At 64.4% G+C, this 19,297-nt stretch carries 23 protein-coding genes; 12 read left to right on the top strand and 11 right to left on the bottom strand.

Features of this window, described 5'->3' with window-relative positions:
- Window positions 1–224: 224 nt before the first annotated feature.
- The gene (locus KF684_08755) at window positions 225–635 is read right to left on the bottom strand and encodes a helix-turn-helix transcriptional regulator (protein ID MBX3353014.1); all 411 of its coding nucleotides are present in this window, start codon (window positions 633–635) and stop codon (window positions 225–227) included.
- 113 nt (window positions 636–748) lie between these two features.
- Here KF684_08755 and KF684_08750 point away from each other — a divergent pair, with 113 nt between their 5' ends.
- Together KF684_08750 and KF684_08745 are read left to right on the top strand one after the other, a co-directional pair.
- Window positions 749–1,096, top strand: coding sequence for a hypothetical protein (locus KF684_08750; protein ID MBX3353013.1), 348 nt, complete (start codon window positions 749–751; stop codon window positions 1,094–1,096).
- A gap of 551 nt (window positions 1,097–1,647) precedes the next feature.
- Window positions 1,648–2,688: a hypothetical protein gene (locus KF684_08745; GenBank protein ID MBX3353012.1), complete on the top strand. Its 1,041-nt coding sequence runs from the start codon at window positions 1,648–1,650 to the stop codon at window positions 2,686–2,688.
- A gap of 269 nt (window positions 2,689–2,957) precedes the next feature.
- Here KF684_08745 and KF684_08740 read toward each other — a convergent pair whose 3' ends face one another.
- Entirely contained in the window at window positions 2,958–3,716 is a 759-nt protein-coding gene (locus KF684_08740) for an ImmA/IrrE family metallo-endopeptidase (protein MBX3353011.1), read from the bottom strand.
- A gap of 88 nt (window positions 3,717–3,804) precedes the next feature.
- Between KF684_08740 and KF684_08735 the strand changes: the two genes are divergently transcribed.
- From KF684_08735 to KF684_08725, 3 genes are all read left to right on the top strand, one after another.
- Window positions 3,805–4,338, top strand: coding sequence for a helix-turn-helix transcriptional regulator (locus KF684_08735; GenBank protein MBX3353010.1), 534 nt, complete (start codon window positions 3,805–3,807; stop codon window positions 4,336–4,338).
- Between the two features lie 129 nt (window positions 4,339–4,467).
- Complete coding sequence (locus KF684_08730) at window positions 4,468–4,731, top strand: helix-turn-helix transcriptional regulator (protein MBX3353009.1); 264 nt, start codon at window positions 4,468–4,470, stop codon at window positions 4,729–4,731.
- Between the two features lie 166 nt (window positions 4,732–4,897).
- On the top strand, window positions 4,898–6,070 hold the full coding sequence (locus KF684_08725; protein ID MBX3353008.1) for a site-specific integrase: 1,173 nt from the start codon (window positions 4,898–4,900) through the stop codon (window positions 6,068–6,070).
- Here KF684_08725 and KF684_08720 read toward each other — a convergent pair.
- From KF684_08720 to KF684_08705, 4 genes are all read right to left on the bottom strand, one after another.
- Complete coding sequence (locus tag KF684_08720) at window positions 6,067–7,188, bottom strand: virulence RhuM family protein (GenBank protein MBX3353007.1); 1,122 nt, start codon at window positions 7,186–7,188, stop codon at window positions 6,067–6,069. The two genes, KF684_08725 and KF684_08720, sit on opposite strands and share 4 nt — an antisense overlap.
- Before the next feature lie 314 nt (window positions 7,189–7,502).
- Window positions 7,503–8,009, bottom strand: coding sequence for a hypothetical protein (locus tag KF684_08715; protein ID MBX3353006.1), 507 nt, complete (start codon window positions 8,007–8,009; stop codon window positions 7,503–7,505).
- Window positions 8,010–8,021: 12 nt separating this feature from the next.
- The gene (locus KF684_08710; protein MBX3353005.1) at window positions 8,022–9,074 is read right to left on the bottom strand and encodes a DUF4238 domain-containing protein; all 1,053 of its coding nucleotides are present in this window, start codon (window positions 9,072–9,074) and stop codon (window positions 8,022–8,024) included.
- Between the two features lie 102 nt (window positions 9,075–9,176).
- Window positions 9,177–9,422, bottom strand: coding sequence for a helix-turn-helix transcriptional regulator (locus KF684_08705; GenBank protein ID MBX3353004.1), 246 nt, complete (start codon window positions 9,420–9,422; stop codon window positions 9,177–9,179).
- 169 nt (window positions 9,423–9,591) lie between these two features.
- Here KF684_08705 and KF684_08700 point away from each other — a divergent pair, with 169 nt between their 5' ends.
- A complete protein-coding gene (locus KF684_08700) occupies window positions 9,592–10,227 on the top strand; it encodes a hypothetical protein (GenBank protein ID MBX3353003.1) in 636 nt (211 codons plus the stop codon).
- 72 nt (window positions 10,228–10,299) lie between these two features.
- On the opposite strand, the gene KF684_08695 is transcribed toward KF684_08700, so the two are convergent.
- Window positions 10,300–10,617, bottom strand: coding sequence for a hypothetical protein (locus tag KF684_08695; protein MBX3353002.1), 318 nt, complete (start codon window positions 10,615–10,617; stop codon window positions 10,300–10,302).
- An 882-nt stretch (window positions 10,618–11,499) separates the two neighbouring features.
- Here KF684_08695 and KF684_08690 point away from each other — a divergent pair.
- Both KF684_08690 and KF684_08685 read left to right on the top strand, forming a co-directional pair.
- On the top strand, window positions 11,500–12,552 hold the full coding sequence (locus tag KF684_08690) for an SUMF1/EgtB/PvdO family nonheme iron enzyme (protein MBX3353001.1): 1,053 nt from the start codon (window positions 11,500–11,502) through the stop codon (window positions 12,550–12,552).
- A gap of 2 nt (window positions 12,553–12,554) precedes the next feature.
- Window positions 12,555–14,249, top strand: coding sequence for a hypothetical protein (locus KF684_08685; GenBank protein ID MBX3353000.1), 1,695 nt, complete (start codon window positions 12,555–12,557; stop codon window positions 14,247–14,249).
- A gap of 186 nt (window positions 14,250–14,435) precedes the next feature.
- On the opposite strand, the gene KF684_08680 is transcribed toward KF684_08685, so the two are convergent.
- The 4 genes from KF684_08680 to KF684_08665 all read right to left on the bottom strand — a co-directional run bounded on the left by KF684_08680 (window position 14,436) and on the right by KF684_08665 (window position 16,535).
- Entirely contained in the window at window positions 14,436–14,972 is a 537-nt protein-coding gene (locus KF684_08680) for an SET domain-containing protein-lysine N-methyltransferase (protein MBX3352999.1), read from the bottom strand.
- Between the two features lie 59 nt (window positions 14,973–15,031).
- A complete protein-coding gene (locus KF684_08675; protein ID MBX3352998.1) occupies window positions 15,032–15,391 on the bottom strand; it encodes a hypothetical protein in 360 nt (119 codons plus the stop codon).
- Between the two features lie 227 nt (window positions 15,392–15,618).
- Window positions 15,619–16,167 carry an ImmA/IrrE family metallo-endopeptidase gene (locus KF684_08670; protein MBX3352997.1) on the bottom strand — a complete coding sequence of 183 codons (549 nt, stop codon included), beginning with the start codon at window positions 16,165–16,167 and terminating at the stop codon, window positions 15,619–15,621.
- On the bottom strand, window positions 16,164–16,535 hold the full coding sequence (locus KF684_08665) for a helix-turn-helix transcriptional regulator (protein ID MBX3352996.1): 372 nt from the start codon (window positions 16,533–16,535) through the stop codon (window positions 16,164–16,166). Before KF684_08665 ends, KF684_08670 begins: the two co-directional genes overlap by 4 nt.
- 160 nt (window positions 16,536–16,695) lie before the next feature.
- Here KF684_08665 and KF684_08660 point away from each other — a divergent pair, with 160 nt between their 5' ends.
- The 4 genes from KF684_08660 to KF684_08645 are packed head-to-tail and all read left to right on the top strand — an operon-like array spanning window position 16,696 to window position 19,296.
- The gene (locus KF684_08660; protein ID MBX3352995.1) at window positions 16,696–16,968 is read left to right on the top strand and encodes a hypothetical protein; all 273 of its coding nucleotides are present in this window, start codon (window positions 16,696–16,698) and stop codon (window positions 16,966–16,968) included.
- Window positions 16,968–17,444 (top strand): hypothetical protein, encoded by a 477-nt coding sequence (locus tag KF684_08655; protein MBX3352994.1) that lies wholly within the window; start codon window positions 16,968–16,970, stop codon window positions 17,442–17,444. The genes KF684_08660 and KF684_08655 overlap by 1 nt, the downstream gene beginning before the upstream one ends.
- Window positions 17,444–17,965, top strand: a complete 522-nt coding sequence (locus tag KF684_08650) for a Mov34/MPN/PAD-1 family protein (protein ID MBX3352993.1) — start codon at window positions 17,444–17,446, stop codon at window positions 17,963–17,965. Before KF684_08655 ends, KF684_08650 begins: the two co-directional genes overlap by 1 nt.
- The gene (locus tag KF684_08645; GenBank protein MBX3352992.1) at window positions 17,962–19,296 is read left to right on the top strand and encodes a ThiF family adenylyltransferase; all 1,335 of its coding nucleotides are present in this window, start codon (window positions 17,962–17,964) and stop codon (window positions 19,294–19,296) included. The genes KF684_08650 and KF684_08645 overlap by 4 nt, the downstream gene beginning before the upstream one ends.
- The last annotated feature ends 1 nt before the right edge of the window (window position 19,297 follow it).

Here is a 19,297-nt window from a genome sequence, read left to right as displayed (position 1 = left end):
AGATCCCCCGCTGCCGCCGCGCGCCAGACGGAGCGCTCCGACATCGAGAGAAGGGATGCGACTTCACGGGCGGTCATCAGGGACGGGGCAACGACAGGAGTCGCGGGGATCGGTGCATCGGTTCGGGCTGGCATGGCAAGGTCTCCTTGTTCCTGCGGGCCATCTGTTAGCATTTGTGCGAACACTGATCGCGTGAGAAGGCTCGGCGCCCTCACGCAAAGGGGTCACTCGGTCGTCTTGGGTCGGGGCTGCTTGCGGGTCGTTTTCGCGGCCATGCCGCGAGCCTGAGCGATGAGGGCGTCCCACTGCGCCGCGTCAAGGCCCTTGGCGGCACGGAGAAGGTCGGGCGCCTTGGCGGCGGCGGTCGGGCTGCTCGACGCGATCTCCCCCACCACCGTCTCGGCCTTGCCCCACCCGGCCCGGAGCGTCGCCTCATCAATGCCGTAGACCCTGGCGATGCGGAGGAGGAGTTTCTCGGAGGGCGAGCGCCGCCCCTTCTCGATGTCCGTGAGGTGCGCCGGCGCGACCCCGAGCGCACTTGCCGTGTCGCGCAGGCCCTTGCCCATCCCCTCGACGCGACGGGCGCGGAGGACCTCGCCGATGGGCATCCTGGGCTGTCCGGGAGTGGGAGTCACGGGGAGTTCCAAAGGGGGAGCGAGGTGGACCGGCATCGCCTGTACGCTTTTATGCTAACATGCCATCTTCCTGAGTCAAGTATCGAAACCGCCTAACGCGCGAGCCCGTAGATATGGACGGCGTTCTGAAGCCTCGCGAACTCCTGAGGCTCGAGGAAGACTCCTCGATGCGGCAGAGAATTGTCGACCTCGCCCCGGTGTCCAATGACGAAGCTGTTCATCCCGTAGAGGTTAAGGTTCCAGACGCCATCAAGACAGCTGAACTTGAACGTGATGCCACACCGAACAAGTTCACCGACGATGAGCTCGACGGGATAACGAGCGAGGTCAACGCCTCGCAAAAGTGTCTGATCGTCAAACCGGGCGACCATTTGGACATCCGCCAACGGCGTCGACATATTGGGACCAGAGGCAAACGCGCTCATTCGATCACCGCCCCTTCTGGCCGTTTCCAGCCTTGACAATTGGATCTGCATATGCGATGCAAGATGCATAATTCGCAACAACAGTCCACTACCTTCTCTTCAGGAACTATGTCAAGAACGATCTTCCTTTCCGACTTCATCAAAGTCCGCAACGAATTCGCCCAAGCTGTGGGCCCCGCACATACTCAGTGGATTGCGGACTTAGAGCGAACGCCGCTACTACTGTCAGACTCCGGCGAACGGTACTCGGTCATGCCTGCAGACCCGAATGTGGGGGCCACCGCCAGCGGCCGAACCCCCGAACGAGCCCTGCGAGGACTTCTCTTTGTTTTGCTCGCGATGCACACGCAACAGGACAGCATCGCGTCCCTGCTCAATCCTGGGGCCCTCCGAGCCGCCCAGCGCCAGCGCTGATCACTAGTTCTGGTACGACCCGGACCGAATCCCGGTTGCGGATCTAGTCGCCTCGTTCGCTCTTCGCACCTAGCCTGTGCTCATGGTACCGCCGCCCGTTCGATGCGCGCGGATCTTTTTATGATTTTACCTGATCGTGGGTATAGGGTTATCCGATAAGGAGAGGCATCCGAATGACCGCCAAGAGAAACCCCAGCCGGAACAAGCTTGCCCTAACGGCTGACGAACGTCGCGAAGCCGTTGCTACCCACATCAGGTGGTTTCGAGATGAGGGGATCGACGTCGACTTGCTGGCCGCCGCGATGGGAATGACAGCGGGCCACCTCCATCGCCTGATTGCCGAGGCGACGAACCCCCGTCGAGATGCAGAACAGTCGGCGATCTCGTTCTTGAACGACAGAGTGGTAACGACACTGAAGGGGCTTCGAGAGCTAGTCGACCACTTTCCGCGGGCGAGAAAGCTCAGCGGTGACGCATACATGGACTATGTCGTCGCCGAGCTGGATCAGCTACAAGACGGAGACATTCATTCTCTAGCAACCTGCATCCCACCGCTTGAGCGTGACGCCTCACGAATTCGAAGAGCCATTATCTCAGCGGCAGCGCGCGGCGTTGAGTTCAACTACTACCTCCTCCACGATTCTCCAGCCCAAGCTTTCCTCAATTCGATTGAAGAAGGCAAGCGCCAAGAGGCCAATGACGCCGGCGATAATAGAGCCTTGCAGAAAGAACTCGACGAGCGCAAGAAAGCTGTCGACGACACATTCAACTGGCTGAAGAACGCCACAATGCACGCAAGGCTCGTTCTCAATGCAATGCTTGGCGAAGCCGCCAGGATGGACCTCGACGAGTATGGCCACTTCGACCTTGAGAGCAGCCATAGGTTCCAACTGATCTCTAATCCTGACGCTTTAGAAGGCGGCGAACGACGCAAGGGCGTCAGGTTTTATTGGCTGAAGACCCCCTGGCTTGGGCTCAACGAGAAAATCGTGTATGTAACATTTGCCGACAAAGACCGCAAACGAGTCATCCGCAAAGAGATCCTTGACACCGACTACATACATCAATCTCGCCCCTTTAAGCTTCAAGATCAGCGATGGACACTGATCGATTACGATGTGTCCGAGGACCTGCTTAAGGGGCTTATGCGGACCAGCAGAGAGCGCATCACCTCGAGCGAGATTCGAGATTTCTATCGAGGAATTGGGCAGTGAATTTGTTCGTCTCAATCATGGGCTGGACCGGGATGTCGCTGCTGCTGCTGTCCTTCGCCTTTCAGCAGCGAATTCGGAGCGCTGCTTATTTTGTCATAAATGCAATCGGCGCTCTGCTGATTGCGGCCTACTGCATTTATTCCAAAGCGTGGCCTCCCGCTGTACTGAACATGGTCTGGCTGCTGGTTGCCATTCACTCCTTGCTCATTCGGAAACGGAGCCTGTCCCACTCTTCAAGTGCGACAGTCGAAGGGCACAGCCTGAAAGCGTCAGTTCAAGATCGGCACGCCCTCACGCACAACGACCGCGTCGAGGTCTAGTTGTGCGATCGCTTCCTCGGGCGCAACGAGTAGCGGTATCAGCGAGGGCTTGAGCAGCCGCTTCTGCCCCGGGAGCCGGACCTCGCGGCACCGGTAGACCATCGCCTGGGTGGAGACCGCGAACCGCTCGGCGAGCGCTGGGATGAAGCACCGACGCCACAGCCAGACGGCCCGCACGTCGTCGCCGCGGAGCAGGTCGAAGCACGAAGCATGCAGCCGCTTCTCCAGAGCGATCCTCGCGAACGCGGCCGGGAGCAGGTCGATCGGCATGAGCATCGCGGCGGCGAACCGGTCGGCCTCACGCTCCACTTCGGGCGCGCCCGCCGGGTGCGGCATCACCTCATCGCGGTACTGATCGCGCTCAAAGCCTCTGGAAGCATGGAGCGTCATGTGCCCGAGCTCGTGGGCGCAGGTGAACCGGTACCGGCCCTCGTTGCCGAGCAGCGTTTCGCTCACGAGGATCTCGTGCTCGGAGCGCCGCGCGATTCCCAGCACGCCCGCGCCCATTTCCTCCTCGCCCGCGACGCTGAAGCGGTAGCCCAGCGGCCGCTCGATCCAGTCGTCGATCGGGATCGGCAGCGGGACCTCGGACAGCCCCAGCCGCTCGACGCAGGTGCGGATCACCGACTGCGCCGCGAGCTCGACCCTCGCGTCGGCGGCGCGGACGGACAATCGCATGGTCGGGATGGACGCTCCCGCATGGGTCATCGGCGTGCCTCCACACCACTGTACCGATCGCCGCAACCGTTGCGGGGACAGGGTTCCGGCGGGTTTTTGGATGCGGTACACGACCCTCATGAAACTTGCCGACTTCATGCAGAAGCACTCGATCACGCCCCAGCAGCTCCGAACGATGCTGGGCGTGAAAAGCCGCAGCACCGTGCTGCGATATGTCAACGGGGAGCGCCTGCCGTCTCCCGAACTCATGCACCGCATCGAGGATCTCACCGGCGGGGCCGTCACGCTCGCCGACTTCCTCGACCCCGACCCTCCAAGGTGCGTCCGCGTGGTCATCGACCGCCACGGGCGCGAGCAGACGATCTACCCGTGGTCGGTCCTCGAAGCCCGACCGAAGCCGCGTCGGCCCGCCAACGACAACAAACCCTCTCGACGCGCGACGCCTGCCGACCCGCACGATGTCTGGCCCTCGCCGCCGCTCCAGCGCGCGATCGATCTCCTCGGCCCCCGCGTACGTCACGCCAAGCGCGGCGGGTTCCTCCTCGACGGGCGCATCGCCGACACCAAGCGCGTGATGGCCGCCGCCAATGAACTCCTCAAGGCGCGGGGGGAGAAGCCCATCCCCTACCCCGGTGTGGAGCCGATCTGGTGAGCGGCGAGAGTACCCGGGGCGCGCGGATTCCGCGCCACGGCACCCGTGCAACGTGGGGGCCGGTCGCCGGTCGCGGGTTGACTTCGTGCCCTGTGCGCGCGCGTCATGGAGCCGAGGAGGACGACGCGCATGGGACCACCGCTCACGCACCGCCTGCACGGGCTCAAGACAGAGCAGCGCATGGACCACGAGATCGGGGAGCGCCTGCGGGCGCTCCGGCGCCGGTCGATGCTCTCGCTGGAGGAGCTCGCGTCGAAGGCGGGGCTGCCCATCGAGGAGCTGGCCGACCACGAGGACGGGACGATCCCGCTCCCACTTTCGAGAGCCCTGCTGCTCTGCGAGGCCGTGGGGGTGAGCGTGAGCGCTCTCTTGCCGGGCTGCCGCGGCTGCTGACCACCGCGGAAGCCGCGCGGGCGCTGCGGGTGCACCGCAACACGCTGCACCGCGAACGCGTCGCCGGCCGTCTCGGCTGCGTGCGGCTGGGGCGGCGCGTCTTCCACACGGCGGAGCAGCTCCGCCACTACCTCGACAACCAGATACGCCAAGGAGGCGACGAAGGATGTTCTATGAACCGGTGTGGGAGTACGAGGGCTTCACGCTCGTCACGCGACCCGACTCCCCCAACTACTTCATCTACTGGCGGCCCGCCCGATCCCGCCGCGCAGTGCGCGAGAGCACGCGCACACGCGATCTTGACGGGGCGAAGCGCTTCCTGGTCGAGTACGCCCGGGAGCGACTGAAGCCCACCAAACGCTCCGCCGAGCGCGTGCCGCTCCTCGAAGTCCTGGCCGACTATGTCGAGAGCAAGACGGCGGGGCCAAGGCCCTTCCGCCCCGCGGCCCTCACCGTGCTCAAGCACCTGAGCGAGTTCATGGAGATCGACTCGGTCGAGTCGGTCGCTGACTTCGGGCTCGACGCGCAGCGCCGGTATGTGGAGTGGCGTCGGCGTGCGCTGCTCTCGCAAGGGTTCACCGCGTCCAACGCGACTTTCAACCGCGAGCTCGGCGTCGTGAAGGCGGCGATGCGCTCGTCGTGGAAGAGGGGCCTTATCGAGAGCGTGCCTCATGTCGAGATGCTTCCCAACCCGCCGCCGCGCGACCGGTTCCTCCGCGTGCACGAGGTGCGGCGGCTTCTCTCGGAGTGCCATCTCCCCCACCTGCGCCTGTATGTGATGCTGGCGCTGCACACGCTCCAGCGCCCCATCGGGATCTTCTCGCTGCGCGTGGAGCAGGTGGACCTCGACTGGGGACGCATCGACTTCCTGCCCCCGGGCTCGATCCAGTCGAACAAGCGTCGGCCTGTGGTGCCCATCACGCCGAGCCTGCGCCCGTATCTTGAAGACGCCATCGCGCACTCGGAGGCGGGCTACATCCTGGAGAAGGACGGCCGTCCGGTGCGGAGCGTCAAGAAGGCCTTCCGGGCCGCGTGCGAGCGGGCGGGCATCGAGGACTGCACGCCGTACACGCTGCGCCACACCGGCGCGACGCTCATGGCTGCGGCGGGCGTGCCGCTCCGGCAGATCGCCGGGATGCTCGGGCACTCCGAGCAGCGCACGACCGAGATCTACGCGAAGCACCACCCCGACTTCCTGCTGGACGCGGCGCGGACCATCGAGACATTGTTCGGGGAAGTGGGCGATCGATCGACGCTGCCCCCGGGGGCCGCGCGACCGTCGCTCGCGGCACGCGCGGAGACAATCATCCACGCAGACGCGGCAGGGATGCAGACTTAGGCGTCGGTGTCCTTCGAGGGCTTACCGCGCGAGCGCTTCGCGGGCGCCTTCTTCGTTGCGCCGGGCTCGGGGAGCTTCTTGGTCTTCTCGACGAACCGGTCGAAGTCGCTGGTCGGCTCGCTCGCCTCACGCAGCCTGCGGGCCTCCTCGTGCTTGGCGAACTCGCGCTCCGCGTGGTCCCTGGCGATCTCGGCCGAGACCTTGCCGGCGTGGGTGAGGATGTTGCGCTCGTTGAACTGGAGGAATCCGTCGAGCTTGCGGACCCAGTCGGCCATGCGCATCGGGCTCTGGCGCTTCGCCTGATCCTCGGCGTAGTCGAGGTACATGGTCACGATGCGGTTGAGCGCGTCGATCTCCTCGGCGCTGAGGTAGTTCTTCGCCACGCTCACATCGTGCTTGCGGATCGGTCCCCCGGGCGCGTTCTTCCAGGTGGTCAGCCCCATGTTGGGCCTCGAAGCGTCGGCGCGCGCCCTGATGACCTCGGCGGCGGTGCGGCCGTGGATCGCCCAGTGGAGCTTGTTCTGGACCGTGGCGTAGAAGTCCTTGGTGACCCCCGCGGCGGGGTCGTAGTCGACGCTGGTGGCGTAGATGTCCGTGATCTTCTGGTAGAAGCGGCGCTCCGACGCCCGGATGTCCCGGATGCGCGCGAGCAGCTCGTCGAAGTAGTCGGCCCCGAGGGACCGGCCTTCCTTCAGCCGCTCGTCGTCGAGGGCGAAGCCCTTGACGAGGTACTCCGAGAGCGTGGCCGTCGCCCACTGGCGGAACTGGGTGCCGCGGTCGGACCGCACGCGGTACCCGACCGCCAGGATGGCGTCGAGGGCGTAGTGGTCCACGGTCCGGGTGACCTGCCGGGCGCCCTCGGCCTGAACTATTCGGAATTTCCGAATAGTTGGGCCGGGGTCGAGCTCGCCCTCGGCGTAGATGTTTTTCAGGTGCTCGTTGACCGTCGGCGGCGTGATCTGGAAGAGGTCCGCGAGCTGCCGCTGCGTCAGCCAGACGGTCTTACCCTCGATGCGGACCCGCAGGGCGGCCCCGTCGGCGGGCTGGAACAGGACGAGGCCGGTGTCCGACGGCTCGTCGCTCGGTGATGTTGCAGCGTGTTTTGTTCGTTTGGCCATGCGTTCTCCCCCGGAGACTCGTCCTACCACAACACCGGGACCGAGTAAATACCGATCATGGCATCCTACCACGGTCACCGTGGGCTTGGAGCATCAACTCAGGCGGATCGAGGGCATGCTCGGGCACTCCCAGCAGGACACATCCAGAATCTACGCGAAACCCCACCCCGACTTCCTCCCCGACGCGGCACGAACGATCAAGTGCTGTTCGGGGAGCACTCTGAGGGACTCACGCACCCGTTGGCTCCGATCTTCCCGAAATGACGCGGGCTCCTGGCCTCGCGTGGCGTGTGTTGATCACACGGCATCAAAAGCTACTGATCGTTGAGGTCGAGGAAGATGGTTCGACTGCTGAAGTGACCACCCGTTGACTCATCCTTCGCCCAGTCCAGGGGCTCGGACGATGACGAGGTCAAGACCATGAAGGGAACCTCTCGATGGAAGCCCCGTAAGGCCGCGAAGTGCTTCGGCTGAAGTTGCTCGACCCCGGCAAGGAAGAGCCCTCGACCGCTCAACGATGCCGCTTCGACAATCGCGCGTTCCGCATCCGCGCCGGATCGGAGTGGCCCTATACCCGTTGACGCGGCCAGCGCCAGCAACAACGAGCTGTATGATCGATATCGCTCACAAAGATGAAAGATACCGTGGTAGAACTCCACAGCTCGTTGCAACTCGACACTCAGGCGGCACTCGTCATACCAACTGACGACCAGAATGTCTTGCGTACGCCGAGCTTGTTCGACATATGATGCAAACACCGTCTCAGCGCACAGGAACTGCATCGGTTCAAGGAAGATGGCTCTTGGATCATCCGGGTGCATCGTCTGAGTGTATCAGCTCGAAATCGAAGCATCCCACACGCCCTGCGACGCTCGCTTGACATCCTCCTCGCTGAGCAACGGGCCTTCCGCCCCGATCCGGCTTGCAAGATCTCTCCACGCCGTGCCATCGCATGATGCAAAGAAACACCGCTGCGAGGTTCCTGCTGCGGCCGCGTTGATCTCGTTAAGACCACGCCCAGGAGGATCATCGGTACGAGACGCTACCAGAATCGTGTCATGGGCAATCGGGGCGTATATCTCACTCCACGCGGTATTGTGCTTGCTTAGATGCCCCGGCGATCCCTCGGATGGAAAGGCGATGGCGACATTATCCCCGAGGATGACGCTGTTCGAGCGCGCCCTCAAAACACTCCAGTAGACCCCGCCCGACTTTGTAAGTGCGAGCCCACGAGGAAGTGACCGGCTCATGCTTTCGTTGTGACTTTTCGGAACAACAGTCGCGAGGTCTACCCCTTCGAGCACTTGACGGATCACACTCGCAAGCCCCTCCGCACCTCGTCTGGTTCGGCAGTGCCGTGCAAACTGCCGCTTCAGCTCTGCGACGAGTGCAGGCTCGCTGAGAACAGGCTGCAGGACCTGCTGCTGCTCCGGCGGCAAGCCTGGCATCTTGCACCGCATGTCCTCTAACACCCTCTCGAAATTCTGCTCAACGAAATTGCTTATGTTTTCGCGTGTTGCAGTGCTCGCGATCTCGCGCAATGCCCCGCTCGCGCCCTCCAGGAATCCTTCGCGGAACATTCTCGATCGATACGCGAGCAGGCGGATCATGCTGCCCAATGCCTCTCCGAATCGCTGGGGATCCTCTCCCCCGAGCACTTTGGCGACCACTACGGCATGCTCGCTCTCATGCGCCGAGAGTGCTCGTTCCAGCGTGTCGTCTCCCACGCCGTAGAAGTCTCGTGCAACCGCGGCGTCGCGCGTGGATATCTCGCGAGGCTCCGACTCTCGGGTGAACTGGATGACCCATCGCTTCTGGCTTTGGCGACGGGATGCAAAGTTCCGAAGCAAGAATTGTGGGATGTAGTGGTGACGCCGGGCAGTCATTGGTCCAGCATAGCCGTCAGACCGGTGCACGCGATTCGGAGAACTCCCGACCCACTGCTGCGCGAAACCGCGTCCCATCGGTGTGACCCGGAACCCGGGACCTCAACGCGACCCGCGATCGAGCAAACGGATCTGTTCAGACGGGTCGAGATCGCAACCCCGGCACCACGCGATGAACTCGACGGGGTCGATCCGGCGGTCCCCCGTCTCGCTCCTGTGCACCATGGTGTGATGGAATCGCATCTTCTTCGCGAGGTCGCGCTGGGTCATCCCCGCCTCCTCGCGCATACGCCTGAGCAGGTCGCAGAGTCGCCGATACGCGGGCGTGTGCTGGGGGCGTGCTGCCATTCCGGCAGCAACCTAGACTTCGTCGCTCCTGTTGCTATATTAGCAACAGGAGGCGAAAGGCGTGCAGACCCTCGTATGCCAACACGGGCCGGATTCCGGATCAGGCCTTGACTCGATGTCCCGGCTATGGCACGGGTTGTGGAAACCAACCCCAACCCAGGCCCGCCCGGTGCAGACGACCTCGATCCGCAGTTTCGGCCTCCTCATCGCCTATGTCCTCCCGGGCTTCACTCTCCTGTGCGGGCTGGCGACTGTCTTCGAGCCCCTGCGGCTCTGGCTGCTGGGGTCGGACCCCCGATCCTCCACCCTCGCCATCGGGGGCGTGCTCTACATCACCGCGGCGTCGGTCGTCGCCGGCATGATGCTCAACGCGCTTCGCTGGGCCGTCATCGACACCGCCCACCACGCGACCGGGCTCACTCGCCCCGTCTGGAACGACGCGCTGCTCGCGGACCGGCTCCCGGCGTTCGAGCGCCTCGTGGAGGACCATTTCCGCTACTACCAGTTCTACGGCAACACCGCCCTGGCCGGGCTGTTCGCGGCCGCCGCCTGGCGGTCGTCTGTCTACACCATCGACGCGCCGCAGACGCTGCTCGTGGTGGTGTTCCTCGTGCTGGAACTCACGCTGGTGATGGCGTCGCGTGACGCCTTGAGGCGGTACTACCGCCGCACCGGCGCTCTGCTCGCGCTTTCTGAGAAGGAGCATGTCATGACCAACGGCAGCCACCCGAAACCCGATCCGAAGAAGCCCGAGGGCAAGACCCCCAAGGCCCCCGCCCCCGGCGGCGACAAGAAGACGAAGTAACCCCCCCTTTCGCACCAAATCACCGCTCGCCCGCGCTTCATGAGCCCGGGCGGGCTTTCCATGCACGCCGTCTCACACGATCGAAGCGATGCGCCGCGCGCCTGCCGGTGTGAGGAAGTGGGCGTATTTCCGGTTCGGGTCTGTCACACGGTCCGTGATGCGCACCCGGTCCGATTCGACCAGCCCGAGCCGGCGCAGGTCGCAGAGCCGCGCCCGGACGACGTGCTTTGACAGGCCGCTCGCGGTGGCGATGCTCTCAATCGTGACGCCCTTCTGGAACACGCAGGGCGTTGCGCCTTGATGCGTGATGGCCGCGAGCACGCGTTCCGCCGTGGGCCGCATCTTGAGGCCTTCGACGAACAACTCCGCTTCCTTCAGATTCACGATCATGGGTCCGCTCTCCACCAAGGGTGATGGACGAGCCACGCCGGGGGCTCGCCGCTTGCCTTGATGGCGGGACGCTCTCACGCCGCTGCGCGGAGCCGGTCAATGGTGGAACCCCCGGCGGGGGGACCGTGACTCCCGCAGCGCAGCGAGGGGGTCACGGTGGGGACCTTGACGGGCGACGCGCGGCGACGACACTGGCCGCCCAAGGGAGCGGCGAAGATCGCGTTCAGACGCACACCGCACGACGCGTGCGCCACCGCGAGTGACGCGAGCGCGCACTCAGGCACGCGCATGCGAAAAACGCGCTGAAAACCGGCGGAGGGTCTTGACGCCTCAGGCGATCGCGGTAGATTGGGGGGCCCCCGGAAGGGCGGCGTGATTGCCTCTGGCGATCCGCCGCCTTTTTTCGTGCCGTTCCCGGCCCGGTGTGAGCGAACTCCGCCTGCGGGCCCCAGTTTTCGCCAGAGCCGCCGACTCCCAGCCCCTGCCCGGAACGCACGCCCGTCCGATCTTCCGTGAAGATCGTGCGAGGGCCATCGAGGCCGGGCGCCCCTCCTTGCCCTCCTTCACAATCGCCCCGTCGGAAGCGAGAAATCCCTGCGATCTCTGGGGTTTTGTCTTGCGTCAGGGAGGCGGGCCGCTACCTTGAAAGAGCACAGGAGCAACCGGCGTGTGGCCGGTCCGAGAAGTTTTTCATGATTCTCGGTCCTTCGGGCTTGCGGCGGCGCGAGAGTTCTGTATCTTGTCGTCCGTCAGATACTGGGGCTGACACCCAACGGGGGGCCAAACGGGGCAACCGGGGGTGAAGGCCACAAGCGAGCGAGCAGGACCAAGACTTCAGAGAGGAGTCCGAGCGCGATGTCATTTCGCCAGTCCCATCTCGTGATGTGTACCACCCTCGCCGCAGCGATGCTGAGTTGCGACGCAATCTCGCAGGGTGCTGCTAACAACCACCTTCTGCGCTTCACGCAGGAGCACGGGCTCACCTTCAGCGAGATCGGCGATCCCGGCAACCCCGATTTCGTCTTCCAGCGCATCCCGGGAGATCCGCCCTTCGTCTTCGGCGGCGTGGACTACCGCTACCGCATCTCCACGACCGAGGTCACCAACGCGCAATGGTTCACTTTCCTGAACTCGTTCGCACCGCATATCCCAACCCTCGGGCTGCCTCCCAATGACAGCGCATTGACAGCCGGCGCCCGGTATCTCGGGCCAGGTGCGAACGGCGTTCCCTCCTACCGGCTTCTTCCCGAAGCAGCGCCTCTGCCAGCGTTCGTCGGCTGGAGGTATGCCGCGAGATTCACCAACTGGCTGCACAACGGCGCGCCCACCGGGCCCGATGTTCCGCTCTCGGTCTTCCAGAACGGCGCGTATGACGCCTCCACCTTCACCCAGAACCCCGACGGCTCGTACAACGACCAGGCCGCGCGCAACCCCGACGCGAAGTTCTGGATCCCCACCAGCGACGAGTGGCACAAGGCCGGGTACTGGGACCCCAACCGCCACGGTGAAGACGAGGGCGGCTGGTGGCTCTTCCCCAACGCCACCGACGAGCGTCTGACGCCCGGCCTCCCGAGCCAGGGCGGCGAGACGAATTTCGGCGTGTCGTTCGACGACGCGCCGGGCATGCCGGTCGCTGTTGGGAGTTACCCCGGCACGCAGAGCCCTTGGGGCCTGCTCGATGTCTCCGGCGGCGGCAGGGAATGGCTGGAGGATCCGGATTCGATCGGCACAAAGTATCGCAGTCTTGCTGGAAGCCTCGGCGGCTCCACCGAGTCGCTGCTTCTCCGTGGCGACCACCTCGGGTGGATGTACGGGGATTTCTTCAATGTCGTCTTCCCTTCCGGCGTGCTCCGCATCGCGGCGGCGGTTCCGGCTCCGGGGGCGGGGGGCGTGTTGGTGGTTGTTGCACTCGCCGCGATGACTCGAAGGAGATAGGCATGCACGCATCATCGTTCGCACTCATGCTCGGTCTGGTCGCGGGTTTGGCGCACGCAACGCCTACACGTGTCGATATTCAGGGCACGAGCAGCATCAACATCTTTGACGTCGGGCCCCCGGACGACCCGAATACTCCGGATGGGATCCCCGACATCGAGATCATCTGTGATGTGGGGGATCAGAACATCATCGAGATCCGCGTCGACGAATCCATCGGAGAGCCCCTTGGATTAGTCTTCATCCAGAACCCGAACGCGGCTCCGGCCATCATCCGCTTCAGCACCACGAACGGTTTCCGCCCCTCGTACCTGCGAGGGGTCGTCGCGTCCTCGGGCGCCATCATCATCGAGGACGGCCGCATCCTGGGTGATGTGGGCATCTCCGGGCTCTCCGGAACCGCCATTTCTGCATTGGAGATTGCGGCGTTCCGCGTGGATGGTAATGTCTACAACGGCATCCGGGCCGTCAGCTTTGGCAGTCTCAACAACCCCAAGATCGGCTCGATCTCCATCGGCGGAGATCTCCTCGCCGATGTCAACGACATCAGCAACGCGTCGATCAACGAGCTGCGCGTCGATGGTCGTATCGGCGCATCGACCGCTCCGGTGGTGATCAATGGGTTCAAGGGGATCGGCGTCATCGAGGCTAGCGAGATCTACGCGACGATCGACACGTTCGGCAGTTCGGGCAACCAGTCCTCGCTGGGCGTGCTGCGCACGATCGCCCGGAACGGGTTTTCCGGGGACTTCGTTGGCACGCTCGAAACCAAGTCACTCGTCTCGACCGCGTTCGATCCCGAGGTCGGGATCGATATTGCTGGAGACGCCGTTCAGGCGTCTGGGGTGGACTGGGTGATTCGACTCGCCGATCCCTTCGAGGATGGGCAGCTCATCCGGATCGGCGGTTCTCTCCCGACAGGATCGCGCATACAGCTCCCTGGTGGAACCCCGGCCGGGCTGCGAGGCCAGATCACGATCAACGCGGAGAACAGCAGCGCGTCGTGGGGCGGCAACGTCAAACTCGGCGGAACCAGCGGGCCCACTCTCACCCAGGGGTACTCGCAGCTTCCTTCGGCTGTCGGAGGCGGCGCCGCGGGTCTCGCGCCCTTCACGATGCACGAGAGCACCGCGAGCCCGGCCAACCACCACTATGTCTTCATCACCGGGATCGACATCTTCGATCCCATGATGGAGTGCTACGACATCCCCTTCAACGGCGAGATCTCCTTCCAGCTCTACGGCCCGGCCTCGATCGAGAGCGGCAGCGGGACGCCGGCGAAGGTGCAGGTTAAGACCGGCGCAAGCACCTGGACTGACGCGTTCGACATCGACGCCGAGATTGTGTCCAGCACCGGATCGCGCGGACTGAAGTTTGTCCGCAAGGACGGCGGCGGCAACCCCATCGCGTGGCCTCTGACGACCGGGGAGTACCGCATCGTCCCTAAGGCGGATCGCATCGTGTGCGTGGATGTCACCGGTGAGCCCACGGTGGTCTTTGAGTACTACATTGAACTCGCTGATGGCTGCGGTCTGATGCTGCTTGGCGGTTTCGATCTCAACAACGACTCCGTCGTCTGCATGCAAGACATGTCGGAGTGGATGAACGATCCTGTCGATCTCAACGGGGACGAGACGGTCTGCTCGCAAGATGCGACCTTGCTCCTCCGCGCGATCGACATCTACCAGAACCGTTGACCGACCAATCGCTGAAGCGATAGTGGCGACATAATCGCGGATTCGTTCCGCAGGTCCGCAGACCGCTTCCGGGTTTGCGGGCCTTTCCACGTTGGGGGCGGGGTAGCCAAGGCTCATTGCCAACCGAGACGGTTGATCGGACTTACCCGTGCGATTTGCCTGGCGGGATGAGTTGAAAATCATTGGTCACAGCGGCTGGAGACTGTTGGCCTCGAACCAGTCGTCCCGCAGCGACCGCGGGCCTCCCATGGTTCTGTTGTAGTTGATGGTGAGTTCCTCGCCGGTGCTGATCCGCCTCGCGGCGACGAAGAGGAGGCAGCGCCGGGGCCCGTCGGCCAGATAGCGGAGTGTGGCCGGGTTGGCGTGGTTGTAGAGCGAACCGTACCCGAGGGCGATGGCGCAGGGTTCGGGGCCTCCGGCGTGAGCGAGCCAGTCGAAGACGCGCCTCCGGAGTTCGACCGGCAGGCGTTCATGGTCCGTGGCCACGGGGACGACGGGACAGACCTCCACGCACTCTCCCTTCCCGAAGTCTCGCAACGCAAAGACGCCGCGACCGCGCGGGTCTCCGGTCTCACGCACGGCAATGGCCGGGAGCCGACACCCTTCGCGGGCGGCGGTCTCGATATATCGCGCGTGGCGACGCCGCAGCCACTTGGCGACCAGGCAGTTCCAGACGATCAGGCACTGTTCAACTGCGGAGCCCTCGGTGTCATCTTCAGTCATAGCTGAGGGTAGGCAACGCACGGGGTGTTGCGCAAGCAGCCGCGAATGAGCGCGGCGGTCTAGCCAAGGATGAACTTCACGTCGATGCCGTCGTGCTTGAGGTTGGCGAGTTTGGCGTTGAAGACGATCTCGCCGCACTCGAGGGCGGTCTTGGCCGGATCGCGCTTGCCGGCGACGGCGTCACGGAGCAGCGGCAGGATGCGTTTGACGCGGTCCATGTCATGTCCGCCCAGCTCGTGGACCTCCTCGAACATCACCGTGGCGAAGTCGAGCAAATGGGCCCGTTCCTTGGCGGAGGACACCGCCCGGTGAATGCGGGACCATCCCCCGAGCATGCCGTGGATGTCGCGGGAGTACGAGACGATCTTGATCTTGGCCTCCAGCGCATCGGCGTCGGAGGGTTTGATGGTGCGTGCCATGCGTGTGTCTCCCTGTGGTTTTGGTTGCAGAGAGACGGATGGCACATTCTGGCGGGGGTGTCAAGGGGTTTTGCGGGGTGCGGGAGGGAGCGGCACAGCCCCTTCCCCGGGCGAGGGCAAAGGGCGGCGACACTGGTCGCCTAGGGGCGGGGCGAAGTATCGCGCCTCAGACCGCCGCCGTCTCATCGGCGATGAGGCCCGCGATGATCTTGGCCGCTACTCGCTGGCTAGAGCGATCCTGAGCGGCCACGCCCGGCCAGGTTGGCGAGCCGGAAGGTCATCGCCGCGACGCTTACCTTGTACTTGCGGGCGAGTTCTCGGATGATTTTGTCGTCGTCGCCCTCGCGCGGGGAGAGCCTTTCGAGATCGTCTCGCAGAAACCGCTCCGGCATAAGCAACTCAGCGGCGAAGGCGTTGGCCTCGATCTCGTCGGGGTCTTCGCCCGTGCTCGAAAGCGGCGAACGCGCATTCAGGCTGATCTTGCGGTCTTCGTCGATGTGAAGCTGCCCGGCGTGCTGGAGAACATGGTGGCCGATCTCGTGCGCGACCGTAAAGCGCTGCCGATGAATGTGGTGCGCGGCGTTGATGCCGATGATGCGGCTTCCCGTTGCCTGATCAGACATCAAGAAGCCCGACAGACCTTCGTGCGGCGCGGCGAGCACGACCTGGATGCCAAGATGGTTCGCGATCCGCGAGGGCATGACCGGGGGCTTGACCGTGCCGGTCGCGTCCAACAGATGCTCGACGGCCTGTCGTATGCGGGCGGAGGTTCTCATGCGCTTCGGCTCTGGGGAACGGGTTTCGCTTTGATCAGAGCAGATTCCACGAACTCACGACGCTCAGCCGTTTCATCTTTCACAAGAGCCGTGAAATCGGGCGACGGCAGGGTGTCGGGCGCCAACTCGGCGAGAGTCACTCCGAGCGCCCGGGCGATATCCAGAGCGTGGTGGAGCAGAACCTGCTGCCTTCCACCCTCAATGTTCGCGATCGATTCCCGGGACAACCCGACCTGACCCGCGAGCTGGAGCTGGGTCCAAGGAGGATCCTGGCGGGCGCGCATCCGCGCAACCTCTTGACCAAACGCGAGATAACGCGGATCGGCCGTGCCGCCCTTGTCTGCCTGAGGTTTGCGAGAGCGTGCCATTTAGCCCAGTCTATCGGCGCAATGGTTGCGAGGCAAACAAAATGTTTCCGCGACAAGCGCAAAATTTCTGGGCGTGCGATTGACGGGCTCGGACGCCGAGGGCTATCGTTTCACGCACATCGCGCAGGTGTGATTTTCACAAACGATAGGAGTTAGAAACATGGTCACCCAGAACCCGATCAGCCCCGTCGACACCATCACCCTCACGATCTTCTCGCCGTCCGCCCGCACGCCCCGTGATTTCACCTGGCCCGCGTCCACCATCGTCGGCGAGGCCGCCAAGGAGGCGGCGGCGGGGTTCGGGGTCGAGATCGAGAACCCGACCTTCCAGCGCGACAATGACGAGGTGATCGATCGGTCGATCACGCTGCGGGCCGCTGCGCTCCGCGAGGGGACGCGCCTTGAGCTCGTGGGCACGGGAGGGGGCGTCTGATGGTCCTGCCGGCCAACATCGTCCGGGACCATGTCGAACTCGAACTCGACGCGCTTCAGGGGTATTGCGAGCGACACCGCTGGACCCTCCAGTGGGATCCCGAGCGGCAGCTGCTCACCTTCGATCGCCCGTCTGATCTGGTTGGCTGCGCCATACTCCGGCTCACCGCCGAGGTTGAGGCGTACCCGCTTCACCCTCCCGCGTGGAGGTTTTGGAAGGTCGATGGGCAGGGCCAGGCTGTGTCCGTGTTTCCCAGCAACAGAGGGAGCGTGGGCAACGACGGCAGCATCTTCCATCCAAGCCGCGTGATCTGCGCCCCGTTCAACCGCTTGGCCTACGGAACACATCAGGGTCCTCATCCCGAGTGGGGCATGTCGCAATGGAAGGATGTCCGTGGCGTCGCGAGGGCGACCACGCTCACGGAGATGCTCGCGATCATCACGGCGCATCTTAAAGCCTCGCCGGGGGTCAACTGATGCCTTACCGACAGACTCCGCTGCTCACCGGCAAGGCCCGGTGCACGCTCATCGTCCCTCGCGCTGTCGTGACCACGACGCAAGCGGCGCTCATGGCTTCCAGCGGGCCCGATGGACCCCACGAAGGCCTCGTGCTCTGGGCCGGGATCCGCGTCGATACCCTTGCCTTCGTGATCGCTCCCGTTCTGGTCGAATCAGACCACGGGACCCGGCATGTCATCGCCGACGAGCGGGGCTTCGGTCGAGCTGTGAGGACGGTGCGCGCGTACGGCCTGCAACTCGTCGCTCAGGTTCATTCTCACCCCGGTGACATCACGATCCACTCCGACGGCGATGACAGCCTGATCCTGGCGCCGTACGAGGGCTACTTCTCGCTCGTGGTGGGGAACTACGGTCGGGGTGGCTTCGCAGAGGGGCTCGGTGTGCATGAGTACCAGTCGGGCAAGTGGGTCTATGTAGGCCAGGACAGCCCGGACGCGGTCCGCCTCGTGCCCGAAGTGCTCGCGGGGGGGGTGCGATGATCGATCGCTCTGCGTTCTACGGGCGCCGCGATGCGCGCACCGCCGAGGTCGTTCCGGAGCTTGAGAGAGCCGCCGAGACGCCTGTAGGTCTCGCGGTCACACACGACATCGCGTCTACACCGGAAGGCCAGCAGTTTGTCCTGGCGGCCGTGAACATGCTCGTCCGGTTCCACCGACGGGTGCATCTCGATGTGCCTCTCGTCGGCCTGGAAGTCCCTTCACTCTCCGGAGGATCAGACCTCCTGACCGCGTCGGTGTCCCTCGCGAAGGCGATCGATCCCTTCATCGAGATCAACGGCGTGGAACCGCCTCGGCACTGGCTCACGGCCGGGGATGTGCGGCTTCGCACCGGGCAACCAACACTCGCCGTGGGATGGGGCGGATGGAGTGGCGCTGTCGCACCGGGAGCATCATCGCTGACAACAGAGCCCGGGACGCCGGGGGCCTGTGCGGCGGCGTGTCTCGGCGCTGCCGGGCTCTTCCGGGCCTCGCTGGGTCTGCCTCTCCGTGCTGACGCCTTCTCGCTCTGGACGCTTCGGCACGGTGATGATCAGGAACGGGGCCCGGCAGCATTCGAGCCGATCGCGTTTCAGAATGTGCTTCAGATCGGGGGCGGCGGTGTAGGCGCATCGTTCCTCTACTGGCTGAACATCGCGGGCAGGACCGGGACCTGGACCGTCGTTGACCCCGAAACCGTGGAGGTCAGCAACCTGAACCGTTGCCTGCCGTTCCTCGCCGCCGACGCGGGCGCGATCGTGCCCGCGGCAAGCGCCAAGCAGAAGGTGGATGTGCTGGCCGAGCGCTACGGAATCCAGCCTCACGCCGACTGGTTTATGCAGGCCCCCCTGGCTCTCATTGAGGACGCGGATCTGGTGCTCCCCCTCGCGGACCAAGGCGGGATCAGGCGTCAGGTCAGCCTTTCCGGAAAGAACTACCTCGCGCACGCGACGACAGACGGGGGCTCTTGGGAAGCGCAGGCGCACCGCCATGTTCGCGGCAAGGACGACTGTCCCGCGTGCCGGGTTCCGGACAAGTCTGCCGCGCCGGCGTTCCCGTGCTCTCAAGGGTCGGTCGCCTCCGGGAGCGTGAAGTTCGACGCGTCGCTGCCGTTCCTCAGCGCCGGAGCGGCCCTGATGCTCCTCGCACAGCTTGGCCACCTGCAGGGCGGACGCATCCCGACGCCCAACATCTACCGCTGGCGGTTCGATGGCCGCAACCCCGCAAGGCCGGGTCGGCACGGGTGTCGCGCTGGATGCGATTCGGCCGAACTCGTTCGTCACCTCGACGCGGTGGTCAGGGGTGATCACACAGGCGGCACGCAAGCGGATTAAC

The sequence above is a fragment of the Phycisphaeraceae bacterium genome, from assembly GCA_019636675.1.
In the GTDB taxonomy this organism is placed as follows: Bacteria; Planctomycetota; Phycisphaerae; order Phycisphaerales; family UBA1924; genus JAHBXC01.
Note: the sequence above shows the minus strand (reverse complement) of the source record. Positions and strands in the feature narration are given on the sequence as shown.

Coding starts and splice junctions, on each gene's coding strand:
- KF684_08750 (MBX3353013.1), top strand. CDS start 749: ATGGACGGCGTTCTGAAGCCTCGCGAACTCCTGAGGCTCGAGGAAGAC.
- KF684_08745 (MBX3353012.1), top strand. CDS start 1,648: ATGACCGCCAAGAGAAACCCCAGCCGGAACAAGCTTGCCCTAACGGCT.
- KF684_08740 (MBX3353011.1), bottom strand. CDS start 3,716: ATGACCCATGCGGGAGCGTCCATCCCGACCATGCGATTGTCCGTCCGC.
- KF684_08735 (MBX3353010.1), top strand. CDS start 3,805: ATGAAACTTGCCGACTTCATGCAGAAGCACTCGATCACGCCCCAGCAG.
- KF684_08730 (MBX3353009.1), top strand. CDS start 4,468: ATGGGACCACCGCTCACGCACCGCCTGCACGGGCTCAAGACAGAGCAG.
- KF684_08725 (MBX3353008.1), top strand. CDS start 4,898: ATGTTCTATGAACCGGTGTGGGAGTACGAGGGCTTCACGCTCGTCACG.
- KF684_08720 (MBX3353007.1), bottom strand. CDS start 7,188: ATGGCCAAACGAACAAAACACGCTGCAACATCACCGAGCGACGAGCCG.
- KF684_08715 (MBX3353006.1), bottom strand. CDS start 8,009: ATGCACCCGGATGATCCAAGAGCCATCTTCCTTGAACCGATGCAGTTC.
- KF684_08710 (MBX3353005.1), bottom strand. CDS start 9,074: ATGACTGCCCGGCGTCACCACTACATCCCACAATTCTTGCTTCGGAAC.
- KF684_08705 (MBX3353004.1), bottom strand. CDS start 9,422: ATGGCAGCACGCCCCCAGCACACGCCCGCGTATCGGCGACTCTGCGAC.
- KF684_08695 (MBX3353002.1), bottom strand. CDS start 10,617: ATGATCGTGAATCTGAAGGAAGCGGAGTTGTTCGTCGAAGGCCTCAAG.
- KF684_08690 (MBX3353001.1), top strand. CDS start 11,500: ATGTGTACCACCCTCGCCGCAGCGATGCTGAGTTGCGACGCAATCTCG.
- KF684_08685 (MBX3353000.1), top strand. CDS start 12,555: ATGCACGCATCATCGTTCGCACTCATGCTCGGTCTGGTCGCGGGTTTG.
- KF684_08680 (MBX3352999.1), bottom strand. CDS start 14,972: ATGACTGAAGATGACACCGAGGGCTCCGCAGTTGAACAGTGCCTGATC.
- KF684_08675 (MBX3352998.1), bottom strand. CDS start 15,391: ATGGCACGCACCATCAAACCCTCCGACGCCGATGCGCTGGAGGCCAAG.
- KF684_08670 (MBX3352997.1), bottom strand. CDS start 16,167: ATGAGAACCTCCGCCCGCATACGACAGGCCGTCGAGCATCTGTTGGAC.
- KF684_08665 (MBX3352996.1), bottom strand. CDS start 16,535: ATGGCACGCTCTCGCAAACCTCAGGCAGACAAGGGCGGCACGGCCGAT.
- KF684_08660 (MBX3352995.1), top strand. CDS start 16,696: ATGGTCACCCAGAACCCGATCAGCCCCGTCGACACCATCACCCTCACG.
- KF684_08655 (MBX3352994.1), top strand. CDS start 16,968: ATGGTCCTGCCGGCCAACATCGTCCGGGACCATGTCGAACTCGAACTC.
- KF684_08650 (MBX3352993.1), top strand. CDS start 17,444: ATGCCTTACCGACAGACTCCGCTGCTCACCGGCAAGGCCCGGTGCACG.
- KF684_08645 (MBX3352992.1), top strand. CDS start 17,962: ATGATCGATCGCTCTGCGTTCTACGGGCGCCGCGATGCGCGCACCGCC.